Source organism: Selenomonas dianae (assembly GCF_030644225.1).
Classification (GTDB): domain Bacteria; phylum Bacillota; class Negativicutes; order Selenomonadales; family Selenomonadaceae; genus Centipeda; species Centipeda dianae.
The window spans coordinates 497,838-518,269 of sequence record NZ_CP128650.1 but is presented as its reverse complement, the minus strand read 5'-3'; the positions used below and the strand labels follow the sequence as shown (position 1 = coordinate 518,269).

Below are 20,432 nucleotides of genomic sequence, written 5' to 3'. Positions count from 1 at the left end.
TCTTTCAAATGCAAATAAAAAGGACAGCCGCACAATGGCAGCTGCCCTCCGCTGTAGAAAAAGTTACGCAAGGGTAACGAGCGGTTTGCCCGTCATTTCCTTCGGAATCGGGATGCCTGCGAGCGTGAGGAGCGTCGGCGCGATGTCGCAGAGTGCGCCCGTGTGGACTTCCTTCACGCGGTCGGATACCACGATGAACGGCACGGGATTTGTCGTGTGCTTCGTGAACGGCTGGTTCGTCTCGTAGTCCCACATCTTGTCCGCGTTGCCGTGATCCGCCGTGATGCAGACCTCGCCGCCCACCTCACGGATGGCATCGACAAAGCGTCCGACGCAGGTATCCACCGTCTCGACCGCTTTCACGACTGCCGGCACAACGCCCGTGTGTCCGACCATGTCGCAGTTCGCATAGTTGAGGATGATGAAGTCGTACTTCTCCGACTTGATCGCCTCGACCACCTTGTCCGTGACCTCGATTGCACTCATCTCGGGCTGCAGATCGTAGGTCGCGACCTTCGGGGAGTGCACGAGAATGCGATCCTCGCCCTTGTATGGCTCCTCGACACCACCGTTGAAGAAGAAGGTGACGTGTGCGTACTTCTCCGTCTCGGCGATGCGCAGCTGCGTGTACCCGAGATCCTGTACATACTGACCGAAGGTGTTGTCGATCTCCTCGGGCGGAAATGCCACGAGCGCATTCATGCCCGCCTCGTACTGCGAGAACGTCGCAAACGGGATCTTCAGCGACTCGTCACGCGCGAACCCGTCGAATTTCTCATCCACAAATGCGTGCGTGAGCTGACGTGCGCGGTCGGGGCGGAAGTTGTAGAAGATCGCGCCGTCGCCGTTCTTCATCCCGGGGTAACCTTCGACCACAAACGGGACGACGAACTCATCCGTCACGCCCTCGGGCTTCTCGCTCGTATCGGCGTAGGAAGCGAGCACGCCGTCCACCGCCGTCTTTGCCACGGTCTTTGCCTTGGCGTGTGCAATCGCCTCGTAGGCAAGCTGCTCGCGCTCCCAGCGATGGTCGCGATCCATTGCATAGTAGCGGCCGCTGACCGTTGCAATCCTGCCGACACCGATCTCCGCCGCCTTTTTCTCCACTGCCTCAAGATACTCCGTCGCGCTCTTGGGCGGCACGTCGCGTCCGTCGAGGAATGCGTGAATCCAAACCTCGGTCAGTCCCTCGCGCTTGGCGAGTTCGAGCACGCCGAAGAGATGATCGTCATGGCTGTGCACGCCGCCCGGCGAGACCAGTCCCATGACGTGCAGGGTGCCGCTGCGCTCCTTCACACCGCGCACAATCGTGAGCAGCGCCTTATTCTTGAAGAAATCGCCATTCTTGATGTCGCGCGTGATGCGTGTAAGCTGCTGATAGACAATGCGTCCCGCGCCGATGTTCGTGTGACCGACCTCGGAGTTGCCCATCTGCCCATCCGGCAGCCCGACGTACTCACCCGAGGCAAAGATCTGATTGTATTTGTATTTTTTCTTCAGCCCGTCAAGGACCGGTGTATTCGCCATGGCGATGGCGTTGTACTTCATATCGTTCGGGTCGCCGTTGCCGAAGCCGTCCATGATGATAAGGGCGACCGGCGCATTCTTAAGTTTTGCCATAATATTTGATTCTTTCTAAGAGCTTTCGCTCAATACTCAGGAGGCGCAGACTCTTCACCTCTGCGAAGAATCCGCGCCAACCCAAGCATGTATTGAACTTTTGCGTAAATCAGAAGTTGACAATCGCCGCGAAGTCCTTCGCCTTGAGCGCCGCACCACCGACGAGTGCGCCGTCGACGTTCGGCTTCTCCATGAGCCCCGCAATCGTCGCGGGCTTCACGCTGCCGCCGTACTGGATGCGCACGCCCTCGGCTGCCGCCGCACCGTACTTCGCCTCGATGGTCTTGCGGATGTGGGCGCAGACCTCCTCCGCCTGATCGAACGTCGCCGTCTTACCCGTGCCGATCGCCCAGATCGGCTCATAGGCGATGACGAGCTTCGCTACGTCTGCCGCCGCAAATCCCGCAAGTGCCGCCTCGATCTGGTACGCGACATAGGCAAGGTACGTGCCCGCCTCGCGGATCTCAAGCGACTCGCCGCAGCAGATGATCGGCGTAATACCCGCCACGTACGCTGCATGAGCACGCTTGTTCACACCCTCGTTCGTCTCACCGAAGTAGTCGCGGCGCTCGCTGTGACCGAGCACACAGTAGGAAACGCCCAGCTCCGTGAGCATATCCGTCGAGATCTCGCCCGTATAGGCGCCGCTCTTCTCCCAGTGCACGTTCTGTGCGCCGACCGCGATGTTCGAGCCCTTGACCGCCTCGGTCACACCTGCAAGTGCCGTCGCCGTCGGGCAGACCACAACCGTCGCCTTCGCATCCTTGACGAGCGGAGCGAGTTCCTTCACGAGCGCAACACCCGCCGCGACCGTGTTGTTCATCTTCCAATTTCCTGCAATAATCGGTGTTCTTGCCATATATATGTTCTCCTCTACTCTACACGCTTTACTCGTCCGCGAGTGCCGCGATGCCCGGCAGCACCTTGCCCTCAAGCAACTCCAGCGTCGCGCCGCCGCCCGTCGAGATGTGCGAAATCTTCTCGGACAGCCCCGTCTTTTTCAGCGCCGCAATGGAGTCACCGCCGCCGACAATCGAAACTGCACCTTCCTTCGTCGCCTGTGCCACCGCACGCGCGACTGCCTCCGTACCCTTTGCGAACGCATCGAACTCGAACACGCCCATCGGTCCGTTCCAGATCACCGTCTTTGCGCCCTTCAGCGCGTTGACGTACTCCTCGGAAGTCTTGGCACCGCTGTCGAGTGCCTGCCAACCGTCGGGAATCTTGTCCACGTCGACCGTCTTCGTGTTCGCGTCCGCCGCGAACTTGTCCGCGATAACGACATCCACGGGCAGGACAACCTTCACGCCCTTCTTCTCTGCCTTTTCGAGCAGTTCCTTCGCAAGCTCGATCTTGTCGCGCTCCACGAGGGAATCGCCGACGGGGTAACCCTTCGATGCGTCAAAGGTGTGTGCCATACCGCCGCCGATGATGATGGTGTCCACCTTGTCGATCATGTTCTCGATCACGCCGATCTTATCCGAGACCTTCGCGCCGCCGATGATGGCGACGAACGGACGCTTCGGATTCTCAAGCGTCTTGCCGATGTAGTTGATCTCCTTCTCCATGAGGAAGCCCGCTACCGTCTCAAGATATGCCGTGATGCCGACGTTCGAGGCGTGTGCGCGGTGCGCCACACCGAACGCATCATCCACCGCAATGTCCGCGAGTGACGCGAGCTGCTTTGCGAACTCGGGATCGTTCTTCTTCTCCGCCTTGTGATAGCGCAGATTCTCAAGGAGCAGCACCTCGCCCGGCTTCAGATCGGCGGCAGCCTTCTCCGCCTCGGGGCCGACGCAATCCGGTGCCCATTTCACCGTCTGCCCGAGACACTCCTCCAGACGTGCCACAATCGGACGCGTCGAGAACTGCGGCTCACGCGCCTCCGTCGGACGACCGACGTGGCAGGCAAGAATGACCGCCGCGCCCGCATTCAGCAGGTGCTGAATCGTCGGGAGGGTCGCGCGGATACGCGTGTCGTTCGTGATGTGCTGATGCTCGTCCATAGGCACATTGAAGTCCACGCGGACAAATACCTTTTTCCCGTGCGGATCAATGTGCATCATTGTCTTTTTATTCATATTGTCCCCTCCATAAAGAAACGAGATCCGGCCCAAACGTCGGCCGGACCTCGTGAAAGATCGTATGCACACGGTAACTCGATCAGAACGCTAGCAATCCTGAATCGTGTCCCGCATATCTCTGTTTACTTGTCTCAGCCGAGCTCCGCGAAATACTTGATCGTGCGAACCATCTGGCTCGTGTAGCTGTTCTCGTTGTCATACCAGGAAACCACCTGAACGAGCGTGTTGCCGTCGCCCGTGTCGCTGACCATCGTCTGCGTCGCATCGAAGATCGAGCCGTACGTCGTTCCAATGATGTCGCTGGAAACGATCTCGTCCGTGTTGTACGCGAACGACTCCGTCGCTTCCTTCTTCATCTGTGCGTTGACCTGCTCAACCGTCACCTTGCCCTCGACCACAGCGTAGAGGAGCGTCGTCGAACCCGTCGGCGTCGGAACGCGCTGTGCCGAGCCGATCAGCTTGCCGTTGAGTTCGGGGATGACGAGACCGATCGCCTTCGCTGCGCCCGTGGAGTTCGGAACGATGTTGATCGCTGCGGCACGGCTGCGGCGGAGATCCCCCTTGCGCTGCGGACCGTCAAGCGGCATCTGGTCGCCCGTGTAGGCATGGATCGTGGACATGATGCCGCTCTTGATCGGAGCGAGATCATTGAGTGCCTTTGCCATCGGCGCAAGGCAGTTCGTCGTGCAGGATGCCGCCGAAATAACCTTGTCGTCCTTCGTCAGTTTCTTGTGGTTGACATTGTAGACAATCGTCGGGAGATCATTGCCCGCAGGAGCAGAGATGACGACCTTCTTCGCACCGGCTTTCAGATGTGCCTCTGCCTTTGCCTTTGCCGTGTAGAAGCCCGTGCACTCAAGCACGACATCGACATCATGCTTGCCCCAAGGAATCTGGGAAGCATCCGCCTGTGCATAGATGTTGATCTGCTTGCCGTTGACCTTGATGAAACCATCGCCGTCTTCGACCGAATCCGCATACTTATAACGCCCCTGCGTGGAGTCATACTTCAGGAGATGGGCGAGCATCTTCGGGCTCGTCAGATCGTTGATCGCAACGACCTCATAGCCGGGAGCATCGAACATCTGACGGAATGCGAGACGACCGATACGGCCAAAACCATTGATAGCAACTTTTACTGCCATTGAAATACCCCCTGTTAAGTCCATTATTCTCGGCGCTGCGTACCTTTTCCGCCGCACCCTTCATACGATTTATATTATAAACCATTCCCAATAAAAGTCAAACCTTTTATCCTTAATGAAACACTTTTCCTACAATATTTTGTGCAGATGTAAAAATCACTTGCCATAACGCGCAAATTTTCGCTAAAATATAGAAAATTGACAGGAGGACAATGATGCTCGAACAAATCAAGGAGGATGTGCGCCGCTATGCACTCGAAGCCGACCGTGCGGGGCTGTGCCGACACCGCTCAGGGAACTTCAGTGTGCGCGATACGGCGAGCGGACTCATCTGCATCACGCCGACGGGTATGGATCGTGAGGAAATGACCGCAAGCGACATCGTCGTCATCAATATGGACGGTCATACAATTGAATCGTTGAATGGACGCAAACCGACCAGCGAGCTGATGATGCACACGGCAATCTATCAAAGCCGCAGCGACGTACACGCAGTTGCGCACACACACTCACGCACGGCGACCGCATTCGCCGTCATGAACAAGAACATCCCTGCCATCGTCTACGAACTCTCCATCCTCGGCTGCAGGGAGGGCTATGTCCCCGTCGCCCCCTACGGCCGCCCCGGCACACGCGCGGCGGCAGAGAACGTCCTCGCCCCGCTCGCTATCTCCGATGTCGCGCTCATGCAGGCGCACGGTGTCGTCGCCGTCGCCGAAAATCTCAAAGAAGCCCTGCTCAAGGCAAGCTACGTCGAAGAACTCGCCGACATCTACTACCGATGCCTCACCGTCCTCGGACACGAACCTGCGACCATTCCGGCGGACGAACTGGCAAAGTGGAAATATCCAACGGTTTAGGAGGAATACAATGAACACCAACATCCTCGACATGGAAACCCTCGCCCTCGACGAAGAGGAGCGAGCCCTCGTCATCATCGACCAGACCAAACTCCCGAACCGCGCCGAATACCTCCACCTCAAAACACAGGGCGAAATCTGGACAGCAATCCGCGAGCTCCAAGTGCGCGGTGCGCCCGCCATCGGCGATGCCGCCGCCATCGGCATCTACCTCGCCGCACTTGAGATCGACACCGACGACTACGCCGAATTTGCACGGCGTTTCCACGAAGCAGCCGACTACCTAAACTCCTCCCGCCCCACCGCCGTCAACCTCTCGTGGGCGCTGAACCGCATGGACGCTGTCGTCAAAAATGCAGCGGGCAAATCCATCCCCGAAATCCGAACACTCCTGCGTGACGAAGCCCTCCGCATCAAGCAGGAGGACATCGACATCTGCAAAAAAATAGGCGAGCACGCACTCACCCTCGTAAAGCCGGGATACGGCCTCCTCACCCACTGCAATGCCGGACAGCTTGCCACCGCAAAATACGGCACTGCAACCGCCGTCATGTACCTTGGGCACCAAAAAGGCTACCACTTCAAAATCTACGCCGACGAAACGCGCCCCCTCCTCCAGGGCGCACGCCTCACCGCCTACGAACTCAGTGCCGCCGGCATGGATGTCACCCTCATCTGCGACAGCATGGCAGCCACCGTCATGAAAAACGGCTGGATCGATGCCGTCTTCGTCGGCTGTGACCGTGTCGCCGCCAACGGCGATGTCGCCAACAAGATCGGCACATCAGGTGTCGCCATCCTCGCCAAACACTTTCGAATCCCCTTCTACGTCTGCGCTCCCACCTCCACCATCGACATGAACACCCCCACAGGCGCCGACATCCACATCGAACAGCGCCCCGCCGCCGAAGTCACCGATATGTGGTACAAAGAACGCATGGCACCGGAGGGCATCAGCGTCTACAATCCTGCGTTCGATGTCACCGATCATGAGCTAATTACCGCGATTGTGACGGAGGATGGTATTATCACAGACTTCGCACATGGTCTTACACGTAAACAATAGAATTTTTCCAATATCAAAGCCCGTCAGCAAACGAAGTTGACGGGCTTTATACAAAAAGGCAATATCGTATTCCACACTATCACGGAACACGATACTGCCTTTTTTATTCCTACAGATTCTCTTTATACCACTGAATCGCCTCTTTGATTCCCTTCTCGAAATCATACTCCGGCGCATAGCCGAGATTTTTTCGGATCTTCGAGATGTCCGCCCCGCTGTGGCGAATATCTCCCTTGCGCTCAGGACCAAAAATAGGCTTCAAGTCCTTCTCGAACAGTGCACTGAGCACCGCATACATCTCATTGAGACTTGAACGCTTGCCCGCCGCGACGTTGTACGCCTGCCCTGCCGCCTCATGCGACGCGACGCACGCAAGGAGATTCGCCTGCACGACATCCTCGACATAGACGAAGTCACGCGACTGCTCCCCATCGCCGTTGATTGTCGGCGGCTCATCGTGGAGCAGACACTCGATGAACTTCGGAATCACCGCCGCATATGCGCCATTCGGATCCTGCCGCCGACCGTACACATTGAAGTACCGCATCCCATAGCAATCCAGTCCATAGTGCATTGTATACTGATAGGCGTACTCCTCTGCGACAAACTTCGTCACCGCATACGTTGAAAGCCGATTGCCGACAATCTCCTCCCGCTTCGGCATCGTCTCGTCATCGCCATAGACCGCAGCACTCGATGCATAGGTGAACTTCTTCACCCCGTTTTTCGCCGCCGCCTCCATCATGTTGACCGTACCGACGATGTTCGTCAGCGTGTACTCCACTGGCTGCTCGATACTCTCGGGTACACTCACCGCCGCCGCCTGATGCAGCACATAGTCCACGCCCTCACAGACGCGATGGCAGAGTGCCGCATCCCGAATATCCCCCTCGACAAACTCGAAGTTCGGATTCTCCCGAAATCCCACAATATTCTTCGCATACCCCGTCGACAGATTGTCCAGCACACGAACCCTGTGCCCCATCGCGAGAACCGCCTCAGCCAGATTCGATCCAATGAAACCCGCCCCGCCGGTGACGAGAAAAAGACTGTTCTTTGAGAATGTAATCGTATAGTAGTTCATAATACAAGTACTCCTTATGATTACATACAATACTCAAGCTTTATCTGCATACTTTGAGAAATAAAGCAAAAACGACTACTTCCAGTATTATTACCTAAAACTGAAAGTAGTCACCCAAATCAATCTCTCCATTTTGATATGAAGTCTGTCCTCTTAAACACGCCTTCTGACCCTGCAAACTCAACTTCGTCCCAACCATGGGCTTTACCTGTTTGTATAATCCACTCCCGAACTTTAGCTGTTACATTCTGCATGTCCTCTTCATCTGGATGAGCCTGATTATAAAGACCTATTACTTGACGATTCTCTAATGTTATAAGTGGGTTATTGGGAGACCTATCATCAGGATCAGGAAAAGAAAATTTAGGCATAAATCACACACTCCTCACATCAAAAAATTTACTCTTTTATAATATTACAATCAAGCAAGTTTGTCAATATATTCGATCGGTAAATCAGAGGGGTAGATTGTAAAATTAAGTTGCACATAAAAAAGTCCATAGCGGAAGCCTTGTGGTAAAACAGAGTTGAACAGACCAGTCTACCAAGAAACCGACCTCATGCTTGGTGGATGCAGGGGGAAGGAAGTGCTTCTCGTCATTGCAGAGTGCAAGAGCCGGTTTCCATGTTTACGCAAGGTGAAGGACAAAAAGAGCAGTTCTATCATGGAGGCACTGCATTCCATCTAAGAAGAGTTCGATTGCTCTTTCGAAGAACTTTTTGAGACGATTACGACGGATAACGGGACGGAGTTTTCGCGGCTTCGGGAACTTGAGGAAGGTCGTAATCTTCGCATCTACTACGCGCATCCATATGATCCGAGTGACAAAGGGATGATCGAGAACACGAATCGAATCATACGGCGTTTTATCCCAAAGGGAAGGCATTTGGAGGATTGCACGGAAGATGAGATCATTGCGATACAAGAATGGCTCAGAGGTCTGTCACACAAAAAACTCGGTTACCACACTGCACAGGAATGTTTCCTGAATGAGTGTCGTAAGGCTTCGATCTGCTTGTCTTTTTTACCATGCAACTTATTCTTGTAATCTACCTTTTGATATTGCAATTTAGAATTCGTTTTCCAACCGAACAGCTTCCAATGCCTGCTCCACAATCTGATCCATATTGTAGTAACGATACGTGCCGAGTCGACCTCCCAAGATCAAGTGAGGACACATCTCTTCTGCACGCTTTCGATACTTTTCATAACGATGCATATTATCTTCGTCATTGACCGGATAATAGGGCTCACGCCCCTCTGTCCAATCCTCCGGATATTCACGTGTGATAATCGTATGCTTCGTCTCCACAGGTGAAAAATGCTTGTGTTCTATGATGCGCGTATACGGAGTTTCTGCGTCTGTATAGTTGACAACAGCGACTCCCTGATAGTTCTCCACAGATAGTCTCTCATTTTCAAAGCGAAGGCTACGATATTCCAAGCTTCCATAGCAAGAATCAAAGTACTGGTCAATGCGTCCCGTAAAAACAATTTTTTGTGCCATTTTTTCAAGCTCATCTCGATCATGAAAGAACTCTACATCCAAGCGTACATCTATTCCCTCAAGCATGCGCGCGACAAGAGCAGTATATCCCTCACTCGGAATCCCCTGAAACGTGTCATTAAAATAGTTATTGTCAAATGTGAGTCGAACCGGAATGCGCTTAATGATAAAAGCTGGAAGCTCCTCAGCCTTACGGCCCCATTGTTTCTCCGTATAGCCACGAATCAACTTCTCATAAATGTCGCGTCCCACGAGTTTACACGCCTGTTCCGCAAGATTCTTCGGCTCAATATCCGCAAACTCAGCCCGTTGCACCGCAAGCTTCTCCACAGCCTCTTGCGGTGTTCGCACCTTCCACAGAGCATAGAATGTATTCATATTAAAGGGCAAAGAGTAGAGCTCTCCCCGATAGTTCGCAACAGGAGAGTTGACAAACGGCTTCATAAAGACGAATTGATTCACATAATCCCAAACAGTCTTTTGGTTCGTATGAAAGATATGTGCTCCATAGACGTGAACTTCAATGCCATCCATATTTTCCGTATAGACATTACCGCCAATATGGCTACGCTTCTCAATAACAAGAACACGTTTCCCACGCGCTTTCATCTCATGTGCAAAAATAGCACCAAAGAGACCTGCACCAACAACCAAATAATCATACTGCGGCATCAGAACATACCTCCCGTTGTATTCAGTGAATTATAGGCAGCGATCCCCCCATACAACACAGATAACATTCTCTTTAATTTCCTTACCCGCATGATAGGGATCCCCATATAAAGCATAGTTTCCCGCAAGAGAATCTGCAATCAAAACTTTTTTGCAGAGTCCCAAGGAGAAAAGAAACAAGCCACGAACCACATTATCATAATTGATCTTTTGCAAAGAGCGGTCAAGAAACTGCGGCATCATATTTTCATAATGAATAATGGGACCCGCCAACAGATGCGGAAAATAGGTCACAAACAGGATATAGCTGAGAAAATGATGTTGAAAAACCTTCCCGCGATATGTCTCCACAAGATACGCTATCTGTGTAAATGTAAAGAAGGAAATTCCGAGTGGAAGCACTAGGTGATAAAGCGCATAGTCTGCATGAAAAAGCACATTGATATTTTCAATAAAGAAATCCGTATATTTATAATAACCAAGCAAAGCCAGGTTGAGCGCAACACCTGCAGCAAGCCAACGACGCTCTCCAACCTGAATGCAATATTTCCCCAATGTAAAGTTCATACATACGGAAAACAAAATCAGAGCCAAATAATTTGGATTCCACCATCCATAAAAAAACAGACTCGCAAAGACAAGAACTATATGCCCCTGCACTCTCCCATAGGAGGAAAAAATAAAGTAACAGCATAATACGATCGGTAAAAACAAAAAGATAAACTCGTAAGAATTGAAGAGCACAAGAATCCTCCTCTTGCAAACGCTATTCTGCGATTATTTTTCCATACCCATTGGAAATTGCTGCGGATGACAACCATCGTGTAATCCCATCACCATAATCTCGTATCCACACCTCATCCTCCAAGATTTCTACCACACGATAAACCTTATCGCCAAATCCGCTGTGCTCCATAACAATAGCGTTTGGTGTCAGCAGCAGAACTTTAGCAGAGGTAGCCTCATGCATCATCGAGAAAAGCCCTTCGCTCCCCGGATGCCACGGATTCTGCTCTGCACCATCTTTCTGTACGGTGAAATGTACCATTGTTGAGCGAAATTCATTGCGCCGCTCGGGCAGAGGTGTATAAAGATATGTTCCGGGATCGACAATAATATCCTTCCCATCAATCCGAAGAGTAATGGAGAGCTGGTCGTTATGCGCATGTCCGCCATTCCCCTTCTGACCAATCTCACCACAACGCACGGTCATGTAAAGATGGGGGGATTTGAAGATATATAGCCCCATCCCCTCATATGGATAGCAACGTAAAGCCGAAACCTGCTCTTTCGGCTTTGGAAAATGATATTCCTGCATATCAAGGTCTGCCACAGGCAACGCATCAACAAAATCTTTCACACGCACAGAGTCATCCGATAACAAAACATTATCCGCAAGGTGACCTGTGGGTATTTTTTTTGCCAGAGATCGAAGGAGTACCATTTCAAAATCGATCGGTGAATTATTGCCAAGACCACACAAAACACGATATGCACCTTTCAGATGCTCATGGTTGAGGATGTTCTCGTCATAGTATAAAACATCTTGCATCGCGGGAAAACCTTTGAGGTTTCCATATTTCGCAACTGCATCGTCTTCCGTCAGCACATCATAGACAGGGTTCAGTTTCAAAAAACGACCGCTGTCATTATCTCCGACCTGTGGGATCGTCCCATCTTCATGCATGAGATCAGAGGTAAACCGCAGAGCCTTTGCCAACCGCTCCCAAAACCATGCGGGGAAAATTTCATTACCATCCAGATCGAATGCCTGCTCCTCTATCGGCTTTAATGGGGGCTGAGCATGATGAAGAGAACACTTATAATCCTTCACTCGATTGCGTCGCGCCGGATCCATCTGCACAGCAAAAAGGGCACTATACAGCATCAGCTCCGTTGAGAGACGATGATAACTGGTTGACCCCTCAAAATTGCTGCCATCCTCATGAAATTCGTGCGCCATCTCCGAGATAAGCTCTTGGAGTGCAAAAGCAAGCCAACCATCCGTCTCATCGGAGGTTGGCAGATGAAGCGCAGCAAACAGAAGCCCTGCAATATCTGAAAGGTAATGATTAGAACGAAACGCCGGGCTATACTCCAAATTGCGGATGATGTGTCTGCCATGATCATATACAGATGCGGCGAGAACACGCTCAAAAACCTCATCAAATGAAGCCCCGAATGTCTTGAAAAGATCATAGGAAACGAGCCAGTTGGCTACGCGAATCCCCACATCCATCGTGCAGTGCCAGTTCACACCAAACTGTGGCGGGTTCGTTGCAATAAAGTCCAGAATCTCATTACGAAACTCTCGCACATACACATTCCGTTCCGATGCCTCCGCCACGCGAAAAGCCCGTGCAAGCATCGGCAAATGCTGCATACGGGCGAGCTCCCACGGCACCTTCACATCAACACCCGGCAAATGTCCGTAAGCAATCTCCGTATACCACGTCTCAGCAGACCATGTATAGCCGGACTTAAAATCCATCTGCCAAGGAATCGGCTCATAGTCCGCATCAATCAGCGTCCACACTTTTTTTGCATAATGAAGATTGACAGACGGAATCTTACCCGAAAGCCAGTCCCCAGCACGATCAGCGATGACAGCCTCGTGCGGCGGGTACACATTTCCTTCGACGCCGAGAGCGATCATGCCATAATATACTCTGCGCCAACCACTGCCAAGAAGATCAAATTTATGCACTCGAAAGAGATTTGCTAACGCAGTTACCTGAGCACCATTCTCCTCAAATGAGTCATTAGAAAAGCGCACCGGTACTTCAAGACATGGATCTTCACGCGTGGCATAGGTCGATTGAAATTCGGCTTTCCATTTGTTCAGTTTACTCAAAGCTCTATGCTGTATCATGCGAGAACCACGGCGCAGGACTTCATCCAAAGGAAGCGTTCGGATCTTATTCCAATAACGGCTCATCAGTCACCCCTCATGATTTCAAGATCCAATGAAACAATCCTACACTCCTCAGATCACAATATACTCATTTACTACTTTCTTCGTAAATACAAGTACAAATGATCAAAAACAGGCCTCTGATTTGTAAATCGGGTAATATCCCACACCCACATGAGCCTACTACCAACCCTTGATAGCAGTGGAATTCCTCGGAGCGGATTCACCATCCCCCCCGTTGTATACTTATAGTGTAGCAGTTCAAAATCAGAAGATAAGTATTCTGCCAGCCATTCTTTTGTATAGAAATTCAGATGTTCTGGCGGGCTGTACATGTGCCAGCGTTCATTTTCATTTTTCCATATCTTATGTTGCTTCCATGTATCAAAAGCAGGAACCAATATGACCAATATTCCGCCTTGATTACACATTCTGGAGAATGTATCCAAGACCAGCTTGGGTTGTTCCAGATGTTCTAATAAAGCATAGCAAGACACGACATCGAAAGGGTGGTCAAACGATGCATTTTCAACAAAGTCACGCACAACGTGAATTCCACGCTGTTGAGCAACACCGGAAGCATACTCCGACAGCTCTACCCCAACACGCTCTACCCGATTTGGCCAATGCAGTAAAAAGTCACCGGTACGACACCCAATATCACAAACGCTATGAATCCCCCCCCCCGAATGAAGCGCCGTAATTTCCTTGACCTCATTTTTCCAATATTTTGAGGTCGTAAATTCAAGACCATATATGTTTTTGTTTTTCTCAGCTTGGCCATCATAAAGTTTTTTATATATATCTCGAGAGTTTTCCCTTTCGTCCATCCGAAAAAACCGTTGCTTACAATCCCGACATTCATATAACGTATATTTCTCTTCACTATACGGACTTTGAATCTTACGCAGGTCGTCCACATGCTCCGATTCACAAAATTTACACACCATAGACACAAAAGATCCTCCTCATCGGGCAAAAGAAGCTATTACCGTAATTATCTATTTCAGAGTTCCTCATATAGCCCTGGTTCCACATGATTAAAGACCCACTTTCCCATACGATATACGCCATGAATGACTTTATCGTTGCTATGATTTCTGAGATGAGGGTGCGTAGAGCAAATCGTCAGGAACATATCATCCCAACTTCCATGATAAGACAGATCCCATAGGCCGTCCTCTCTTCGTACCAATCGACTATGATCATAACTCTCAATATAGTGCGCGAGTTCTCCGCAGGTTGTATGCCATACATCCATTCCTCTCAACAGTGCATATATCCTGGCAACAGAGAATACGTCATCATAGATATTGGGGGTTTGGCGTTTCCCATCGGTACGAAGGTTTACAAAATGCTCTTGTACAGAGATAATCAATCGTTTTTCATAGAGATAACTAATATATGCCTCTGCCCGTAAGTCCTGATACAAACACCATAGGGATCGTATCAGGGGCATCTTTTTCTTCACCTTTGCTTTCCATTTGTCCCGAGCCAAAGATGTGCTATTTCTAAAAAATATACTGCCGGAAACATTCGTCGGTATCAAGACGACTTTATCCCCCTCATAGTAAGCGCGGCGATTTTTTTCACATTTTCGATCAATCATATCCGAATCGGCAGCCCACCAACGAAACCCCAATGATTCTACCACAGTATGAGCGCATTTATTTTTGGCATACCCGGGGTATTTCCCCCCTGTCATGTGTATATCGTACAACTCCTCAATTTTATCTATCATGCTCCGAATACGTGGCACATCATCCAATGTAACATAAGAAAATTCCTGATCCCAATTATCGAACAACGCACAGTTGCTCTGATCCCGATAACGCCCATGATCTGTTCCGTGATATGCAACCTCAAAAAATTGACCTGAAATCTCAAAAAACTTCCGTTGTGCAGTGGCATCTCGGTTGTAGTAAAGCTCATAATTTGAGTTAGGATTCATCAGTCCATGATCTGCTATCGGAAAAAAGAATGTACCGCGAATTTCAGGAAACCATGTCAACAGCGTATCAGCAACATAACGATAAATACTTCCGGAAGCGGTCAGACCTCCTCCCCAGTCAGACTGCGGAACAATTTTCCCATTCTGCATGATCGAAACAAAGGACGGATCGTCAATCATCAGTATTGCTGCAGTTTGATGATCATTATAGTACAGACATTTTTCCATATGTTAAATCCCCCACAGATTCTGTCACAATAGCGGAAAATCCTTGCGACTCAATATCTCGCTCGCCTTTTCATAGAAATCATCCATATCGCGGCTATTAAAAAGGATCGTCCCCTCTGGTCGCACACACACATCACTGGCTATTGCCGGACAATCAAAATACAATGCCTCTGCAATACTGATACCATACCCATCTGTACAGGTCGGACGCACCATTAAATCTGCTTTCCGAAACAGAGGCCATAGCTCCCGTTGCCCTGTCATAAAATAAATATGTTCATTGAGTTTATCTGTTAAAATCCGTTCTTTGACCTTGGCAAAATAGTCCGGCTCACTGCTATCATCAGCCAAGGCAAAGACCAACCCAATCTGTGGATATTGCGATTTGAGTCTGTGAACGAGTTCCACGCACATATCCAAACCGTATAACTCAGTTCCATCGTTCCAGAAAACAATCTTGAAAGCATTTGCAACCAAGAGTGGTGAGCTATTCGTTATGAAATGATGCAGTTCTTTTGGATAGGTGCCAAGGATAGCAGCTTCATCCTCAAGAGGAGGTGGTAAAAATGGGCTCTGAACACAAAAGCACGACAGGAGCTCTGGAAACATCTCCCCCATTCTCTCTTTTAATTTTTGATTCACGAATTGAATCGACTGCGCTCTTTGTAACGATTTGCGCAAGAGATACCATGAAATTACATTTTTTCTTTGAAATACCCCCTCCCCATGCAACACAACGGTATATTTAAGCCCCAAAAAGAGTGACGCAAAATACAACGCAGTAAGTTTCTTCATGTTATATCCATGAAGAACGAGTTCTTCCTTTTTTTTGCATAATAATCTTAAAAAGCCAATTTTCCCCAATGTATTACTGTTTATATATCGATCATTGGGTTTTAGGTGTTTCAGACGATATAGATACACAGATATACCACCAAGTGGAGGCGGAAGAGGACCTATATGACATTTTCTCATAACAATCTTCTGCACTACTTTCTTATGCCTCATTCCTAGTCATAGCTGCATCATTTTCTAAGCGTCTAGAATCGTTAAGGAATATTTTTCCTTTAACATCAAAAGTTCATTCTTAAAGGCATTCTCCTGTTTCCTCATACGGTGAAGTTTAATGGGAAAAAGCAACCGTCCTTTCCATGTGTTTCCTGGTTCAGATAATACGTAAATCGGAATTACCGTCTTCAAGCATTCCAGTTTATAGGTATCAACCCCCGTCCCTTCACAATGGCACGTCTGTCCTAATTCAAACGTATCCCTTAAACTAGCATCAAGCGACATTATACCAACTCCGTATTTACTGAATTCCCGATTATATGAAGCATCAACACAATACTTTTTCTTACCAACGAAAAAATTTAACCGATACGCAACTGGTTCCTCACCACATTTCACCACAACAACGTTCCCCAAATGATACTTGAGCAAACACTTAATAAACCGTTCTTTTGTCGAATCAAGATAAATTGAATGCTTCCCACTGGCTAATTTCGATATTGACAATGATTTCAACGTACAAAAGTCAACATCTGAAAAGCATTTACTCTGAAAAGTCAATTCACGTCCGTCATTTATTGCATGTCTCTTTCGCGCACGAATATTTCGTTGCAACTTTTTAGAATATATCTTATGTAAAAATTGATCATAGTCATCGTAATCTACTAAGGAAATTGTCGGACACGCAGATAAAAGAATCTGATTGGGTATGACCTGCATTAGTGGTGAAGCAGCGGGTATATGCGAAAATATCAGCTGATCGTACGAAATTGAGCGTCGGACAAAATTCATGAGTTCTTGAGTCTCTTCAACACTTAAATCTCCAAGGATGCCTTCAAATGTTGCGCCCCATACATCACCACAAATGCCCAATGTCGTGTAGGAAACTAGCCCCATGCTTTTCCTGACGACTTTTTTATACCTCATCAGTGCAAGCATGGCACAAGGTACACTTTCGCGAAGAACACGAATGAGATAGATTTGTTTATCATATCCAAAAACTGTATGATCACGAAATACATCCCACCATGTTTTCGTCCATATATAGGAAGTATTGAGAAGATGTTCTCCCTCTCGTTCTAATATTGCATAGGTTTCTCGAACCGCAGGGTGTTCGAAATCATTGTATACTTCAAAAGACAACAATATCTTTCCTCCTCATATTTCACATCAGCGCTTCAAAAGATCGATAAGGTTAACATGTCCAACATAAATGGCCCCCCACAATATTCCTACCAGCTCCGCCATACAAACAACAATACGCCAGCTAAACGTACTCGGTTGTATCATCAGATTAAAAAAGCAGATGGCAACACCGCTGATGACAAACACTCCTCCATAGAAAAGAGGTACGGCCGTTTTAGGAAAACTGTGATTTGCGACAACAAGGTATAGCATCAAGCGAATCCCATAGCAGGCAGTAATCACAGTCACGAGCTCTGTCAACCCGCCATCTAAAAGGACGAGGACAGTGAAACAGAGACCGCAATTTAAAAATCCACTAAAAAGCTCAATCGCAGTGTCATATTGACTTTTCTGTGCTAAATGTATGTTGACGGCTACAATTCTCGCTAAAAAAGAAAATATCGCAATGCCCATGAAGAAATATAAATAGTAGTAATAAGCAACATACTTTTCGCCTAAAATAACCCAGACAATCTCACGAGCAAAGCAGCCTGTCACAATAGCAACCATGAGCATCAACAAGGCAATTCCACCTACAGTTTGTAAGTAAAAATGGCGATAGCTGTTCTCTTTATAGCGCGCAAAATACATTGGCGACACTGCCATGTAGATGGGCTCCATCACAAGTTGAAAGGTATTTGCAACCTTGTTGTTTCCCTCGTAAATACCGACCTCACGAATCATATTCGCGCGACCAAGAAAATATTTGCCGGAGAGAAGAGAAAAATATGCCCCTATGCTTGATGGAATCAGCCAAACCGAGAACCGTGCACACTCTCTAATTTTTTCCCACCGAAACGTTGGTCTCCATGTACAGAAATCTTTATAACGGAGTATAACTATAAACACATTTTGACCAACAAACGCCCCCATAAGAGCAGCCAGTTTACTGAACCCCAATTGCCATAGCAGAAAAAACGTACCGATATAACCAAGAGACTGCACCAACATAACCCAAGCCACATTCGTGGCTCGTTGTAGGAGACGCATCTTCGTCTGGTAAATGCTGACGACAGCGTTACCAAATGGTATAAGAAGGATAAAGCCCAATGCCCATGCATCTTGCGGCAGAACAGCGAAGATCTGTGGGAAAGCCGCATATATAACAATGAGCCCCCCTACAAGTATGGCATTGACAATCAATAGGAAGTTGATAATCGAGTTCTCAAAAACTTCCCGTTCATCCAACGCCTGATCGAGATAATACCTATTGAAACCACTCGGCATCTCTAGTAACATCAACAGCGATAGGATTGTCACTGCCATATTCAACAGCGAAAACTCCCCCATCTCCTCAATGGAGAGGAGCCGGCTCAGCCATGCAAAAAACAAAAAATTCAAAGCTTTTGCAAAAAGATTTGCACCAAAATACACCGAGATTGTTTTTAATAATCTAGCAAACATAGCAATCTGCTTCGCATTCTTGCACTATAGTCATATTCAGGCATCCGCCCCTCTTATAAATTAAGGCTTTATTAATAAAATAAAGTCCGACCAATTGGCGTAGATTTTCCATCCGAATAAGGAGATAACCCGAACACATAACAAAGGCTATGATGGAGGATTCTAGGACACAGTACGAGCAAAAAAGATATGCTTAAGATAGCCGTGCTGAATTTATCAACGCTCAATTGATTTTCCTGTAACACTTCTCGCTCACAAAAAATGCCCCCTTAAAAGTGTAGCTCCTAAAAATGGTACAACAGCTACAACTTCGATATAATATACCGATATTTCCCATTCTTCGACTGTTCAACTGCGTCCACATAGGAAAAGTCAAAATGCAGGAACTCTCCCAGTTTTTCCTCCATGGCGTGACGTATTGCAGTCTCATCCATTTGAGTATATCCATCATTCTTGACAATACGCATCGTAACTTTACCGGGAGTATCTTGATAGAACTGATAAAACTTCACACGATCAAAAATATCAGAGTGAAAATTAATCGCCGTCATCGAGATTTTATTTCCTTTCGATGTAACAAGCATCTCCTGCAGCCAACGACCTTCCACATCCTGCAAAATTCTCCCAGAGTAATGACATTTCGAATTATGTTCAGCATATGCAGCATAATCCGCAGTACGGTAGCGAATCAAGGGAAGCACATAGTTGTTAAATCCCGTTGCCGTGATTTCTCCCATTTGTCCCGGTTGCATAATAACCTTCTGTTCCTCATCCAAAAGTTCTGTATAACCATAAATCTCTTCCAGATGGTAGTGATTTTCTTCAATGCACCATGACGCTACGCAACACATCTCAGAATGTCCATAGTGAAGCAACATAGGACAGCCGAATGCGGCTTCTACAATCTCACGCTGTCCTTTATAAAGATTCTCCGAACTTGCAAATACAGCTTTCGGAGTATACCTTAACCGATGATCTGTCCTGTTGATATAGTCGGCAAGCATCAACGCAGATGATGGGTACACATGGAAAAACGGAATTTGCACCTCATTTAGCGTTTCCATAATTCTGGCACAGTTATCATCAGTCAGATGATAGGGATCTAATATCAGACTTTTATCTCGATGATTGTATTGCCACAATGCACCTTTTGTTAATACATTATTTCGCAATACCACTTTTTCTGATGTCCCGGCAGTGTAGCCGACCTTCGACCAAAGATGATCAAAAAAAGCCTTTTCTCTCGCTATTGTAAATCGTTTTTGCGCATAAAAAACAAGCTGGCGTCCCGTAGTACCACCGGTAGTCATTCGAATGCGTTGCTTGGATGAAAACGCATTCGACAGCATATCCTGCATGTTTTCCTGAACGGTTTGTTTCGTGATGGATGGAATACGCTGAAGATCAGAAACATCTCGAAACGACTCTGGATGAAAGCCGGCATCGTCAAATATGCGCCGATAGAATACGGTAGTGCTATAAGCATGCTGAAGTAGTTTCTTTATTGCAACATTTTGCCAAGCATGAATTTGATCCTGTGTCCATGAATCTGACGCAGACAAAAGTTTACGCATATCGCCATATGCCGTACCTAGCTTGATGTTCGGCGGAATCGCACTCCACAACTCATCGATACCACGCTGAAGAAAGGGCGGCAAGTTATGATATATTTCCCGAAGCACGTCTACACCTCAAATCTGTTC

At 48.4% G+C, this 20,432-nt stretch carries 18 protein-coding genes; 3 read left to right on the top strand and 15 right to left on the bottom strand.

All coding sequences use genetic code 11. The features are described 5' to 3' along the window. Positions 1-63 precede the first annotated feature (63 nt). From gpmI to gap, 4 genes are all read right to left on the bottom strand, one after another. Positions 64-1,620: a 2,3-bisphosphoglycerate-independent phosphoglycerate mutase gene (gene gpmI / locus QU667_RS02545; RefSeq protein ID WP_304987773.1), complete on the bottom strand. Its 1,557-nt coding sequence runs from the start codon at positions 1,618-1,620 to the stop codon at positions 64-66. Positions 1,621-1,729: 109 nt separating this feature from the next. Then, the gene (gene tpiA, locus QU667_RS02540; protein ID WP_304987772.1) at positions 1,730-2,479 is read right to left on the bottom strand and encodes a triose-phosphate isomerase; all 750 of its coding nucleotides are present in this window, start codon (positions 2,477-2,479) and stop codon (positions 1,730-1,732) included. A gap of 28 nt (positions 2,480-2,507) precedes the next feature. Continuing rightward, entirely contained in the window at positions 2,508-3,701 is a 1,194-nt protein-coding gene (locus tag QU667_RS02535) for a phosphoglycerate kinase (RefSeq protein ID WP_304987771.1), read from the bottom strand. A 134-nt stretch (positions 3,702-3,835) separates the two neighbouring features. After that, the gene (gene gap, locus QU667_RS02530) at positions 3,836-4,849 is read right to left on the bottom strand and encodes a type I glyceraldehyde-3-phosphate dehydrogenase (RefSeq protein WP_304987770.1); all 1,014 of its coding nucleotides are present in this window, start codon (positions 4,847-4,849) and stop codon (positions 3,836-3,838) included. A gap of 215 nt (positions 4,850-5,064) precedes the next feature. On the opposite strand from gap, the gene QU667_RS02525 reads away from it, so the two are divergent. Together QU667_RS02525 and mtnA are read left to right on the top strand one after the other, a co-directional pair. Then, positions 5,065-5,709, top strand: coding sequence for a class II aldolase/adducin family protein (locus QU667_RS02525; RefSeq protein ID WP_304987769.1), 645 nt, complete (start codon positions 5,065-5,067; stop codon positions 5,707-5,709). Positions 5,710-5,719: 10 nt separating this feature from the next. After that, on the top strand, positions 5,720-6,775 hold the full coding sequence (gene mtnA, locus QU667_RS02520; protein WP_304987768.1) for an S-methyl-5-thioribose-1-phosphate isomerase: 1,056 nt from the start codon (positions 5,720-5,722) through the stop codon (positions 6,773-6,775). 109 nt (positions 6,776-6,884) lie between these two features. On the opposite strand, the gene QU667_RS02515 is transcribed toward mtnA, so the two are convergent. Both QU667_RS02515 and QU667_RS02510 read right to left on the bottom strand, forming a co-directional pair. After that, on the bottom strand, positions 6,885-7,859 hold the full coding sequence (locus QU667_RS02515) for an SDR family oxidoreductase (protein WP_304987767.1): 975 nt from the start codon (positions 7,857-7,859) through the stop codon (positions 6,885-6,887). 119 nt (positions 7,860-7,978) lie between these two features. Beyond that, complete coding sequence (locus QU667_RS02510; protein ID WP_304987766.1) at positions 7,979-8,230, bottom strand: hypothetical protein; 252 nt, start codon at positions 8,228-8,230, stop codon at positions 7,979-7,981. Positions 8,231-8,587: 357 nt separating this feature from the next. Between QU667_RS02510 and QU667_RS11595 the strand changes: the two genes are divergently transcribed. Next, positions 8,588-8,908: an IS30 family transposase gene (locus tag QU667_RS11595; protein ID WP_369427609.1), complete on the top strand. Its 321-nt coding sequence runs from the start codon at positions 8,588-8,590 to the stop codon at positions 8,906-8,908. A gap of 21 nt (positions 8,909-8,929) precedes the next feature. On the opposite strand, the gene glf is transcribed toward QU667_RS11595, so the two are convergent. The 9 genes from glf to QU667_RS02465 form a co-directional block, all read right to left on the bottom strand. Then, positions 8,930-10,039, bottom strand: coding sequence for a UDP-galactopyranose mutase (gene glf / locus QU667_RS02505; RefSeq protein ID WP_304987765.1), 1,110 nt, complete (start codon positions 10,037-10,039; stop codon positions 8,930-8,932). Between the two features lie 30 nt (positions 10,040-10,069). Then, positions 10,070-10,606 carry an MBOAT family O-acyltransferase gene (locus QU667_RS02500; protein WP_304987764.1) on the bottom strand — a complete coding sequence of 179 codons (537 nt, stop codon included), beginning with the start codon at positions 10,604-10,606 and terminating at the stop codon, positions 10,070-10,072. Positions 10,607-10,805: 199 nt separating this feature from the next. Continuing rightward, positions 10,806-12,977, bottom strand: a complete 2,172-nt coding sequence (locus QU667_RS02495; RefSeq protein WP_304987763.1) for a heparinase II/III family protein — start codon at positions 12,975-12,977, stop codon at positions 10,806-10,808. A 71-nt stretch (positions 12,978-13,048) separates the two neighbouring features. Further along, entirely contained in the window at positions 13,049-13,903 is an 855-nt protein-coding gene (locus QU667_RS02490; RefSeq protein ID WP_304988384.1) for a class I SAM-dependent methyltransferase, read from the bottom strand. A 56-nt stretch (positions 13,904-13,959) separates the two neighbouring features. Next, a complete protein-coding gene (locus tag QU667_RS02485) occupies positions 13,960-15,132 on the bottom strand; it encodes a hypothetical protein (RefSeq protein WP_304987762.1) in 1,173 nt (390 codons plus the stop codon). 24 nt (positions 15,133-15,156) lie between these two features. After that, complete coding sequence (locus QU667_RS02480) at positions 15,157-16,140, bottom strand: glycosyltransferase (protein WP_304987761.1); 984 nt, start codon at positions 16,138-16,140, stop codon at positions 15,157-15,159. 24 nt (positions 16,141-16,164) lie between these two features. Further along, a complete protein-coding gene (locus tag QU667_RS02475) occupies positions 16,165-17,283 on the bottom strand; it encodes a GNAT family N-acetyltransferase (RefSeq protein WP_304987760.1) in 1,119 nt (372 codons plus the stop codon). A gap of 27 nt (positions 17,284-17,310) precedes the next feature. Next, positions 17,311-18,729 carry a lipopolysaccharide biosynthesis protein gene (locus QU667_RS02470; RefSeq protein ID WP_304987759.1) on the bottom strand — a complete coding sequence of 473 codons (1,419 nt, stop codon included), beginning with the start codon at positions 18,727-18,729 and terminating at the stop codon, positions 17,311-17,313. A gap of 302 nt (positions 18,730-19,031) precedes the next feature. Next, positions 19,032-20,387: a phenylacetate--CoA ligase family protein gene (locus tag QU667_RS02465; RefSeq protein WP_304987758.1), complete on the bottom strand. Its 1,356-nt coding sequence runs from the start codon at positions 20,385-20,387 to the stop codon at positions 19,032-19,034. Between the last annotated feature and the right edge of the window lie 45 nt (positions 20,388-20,432).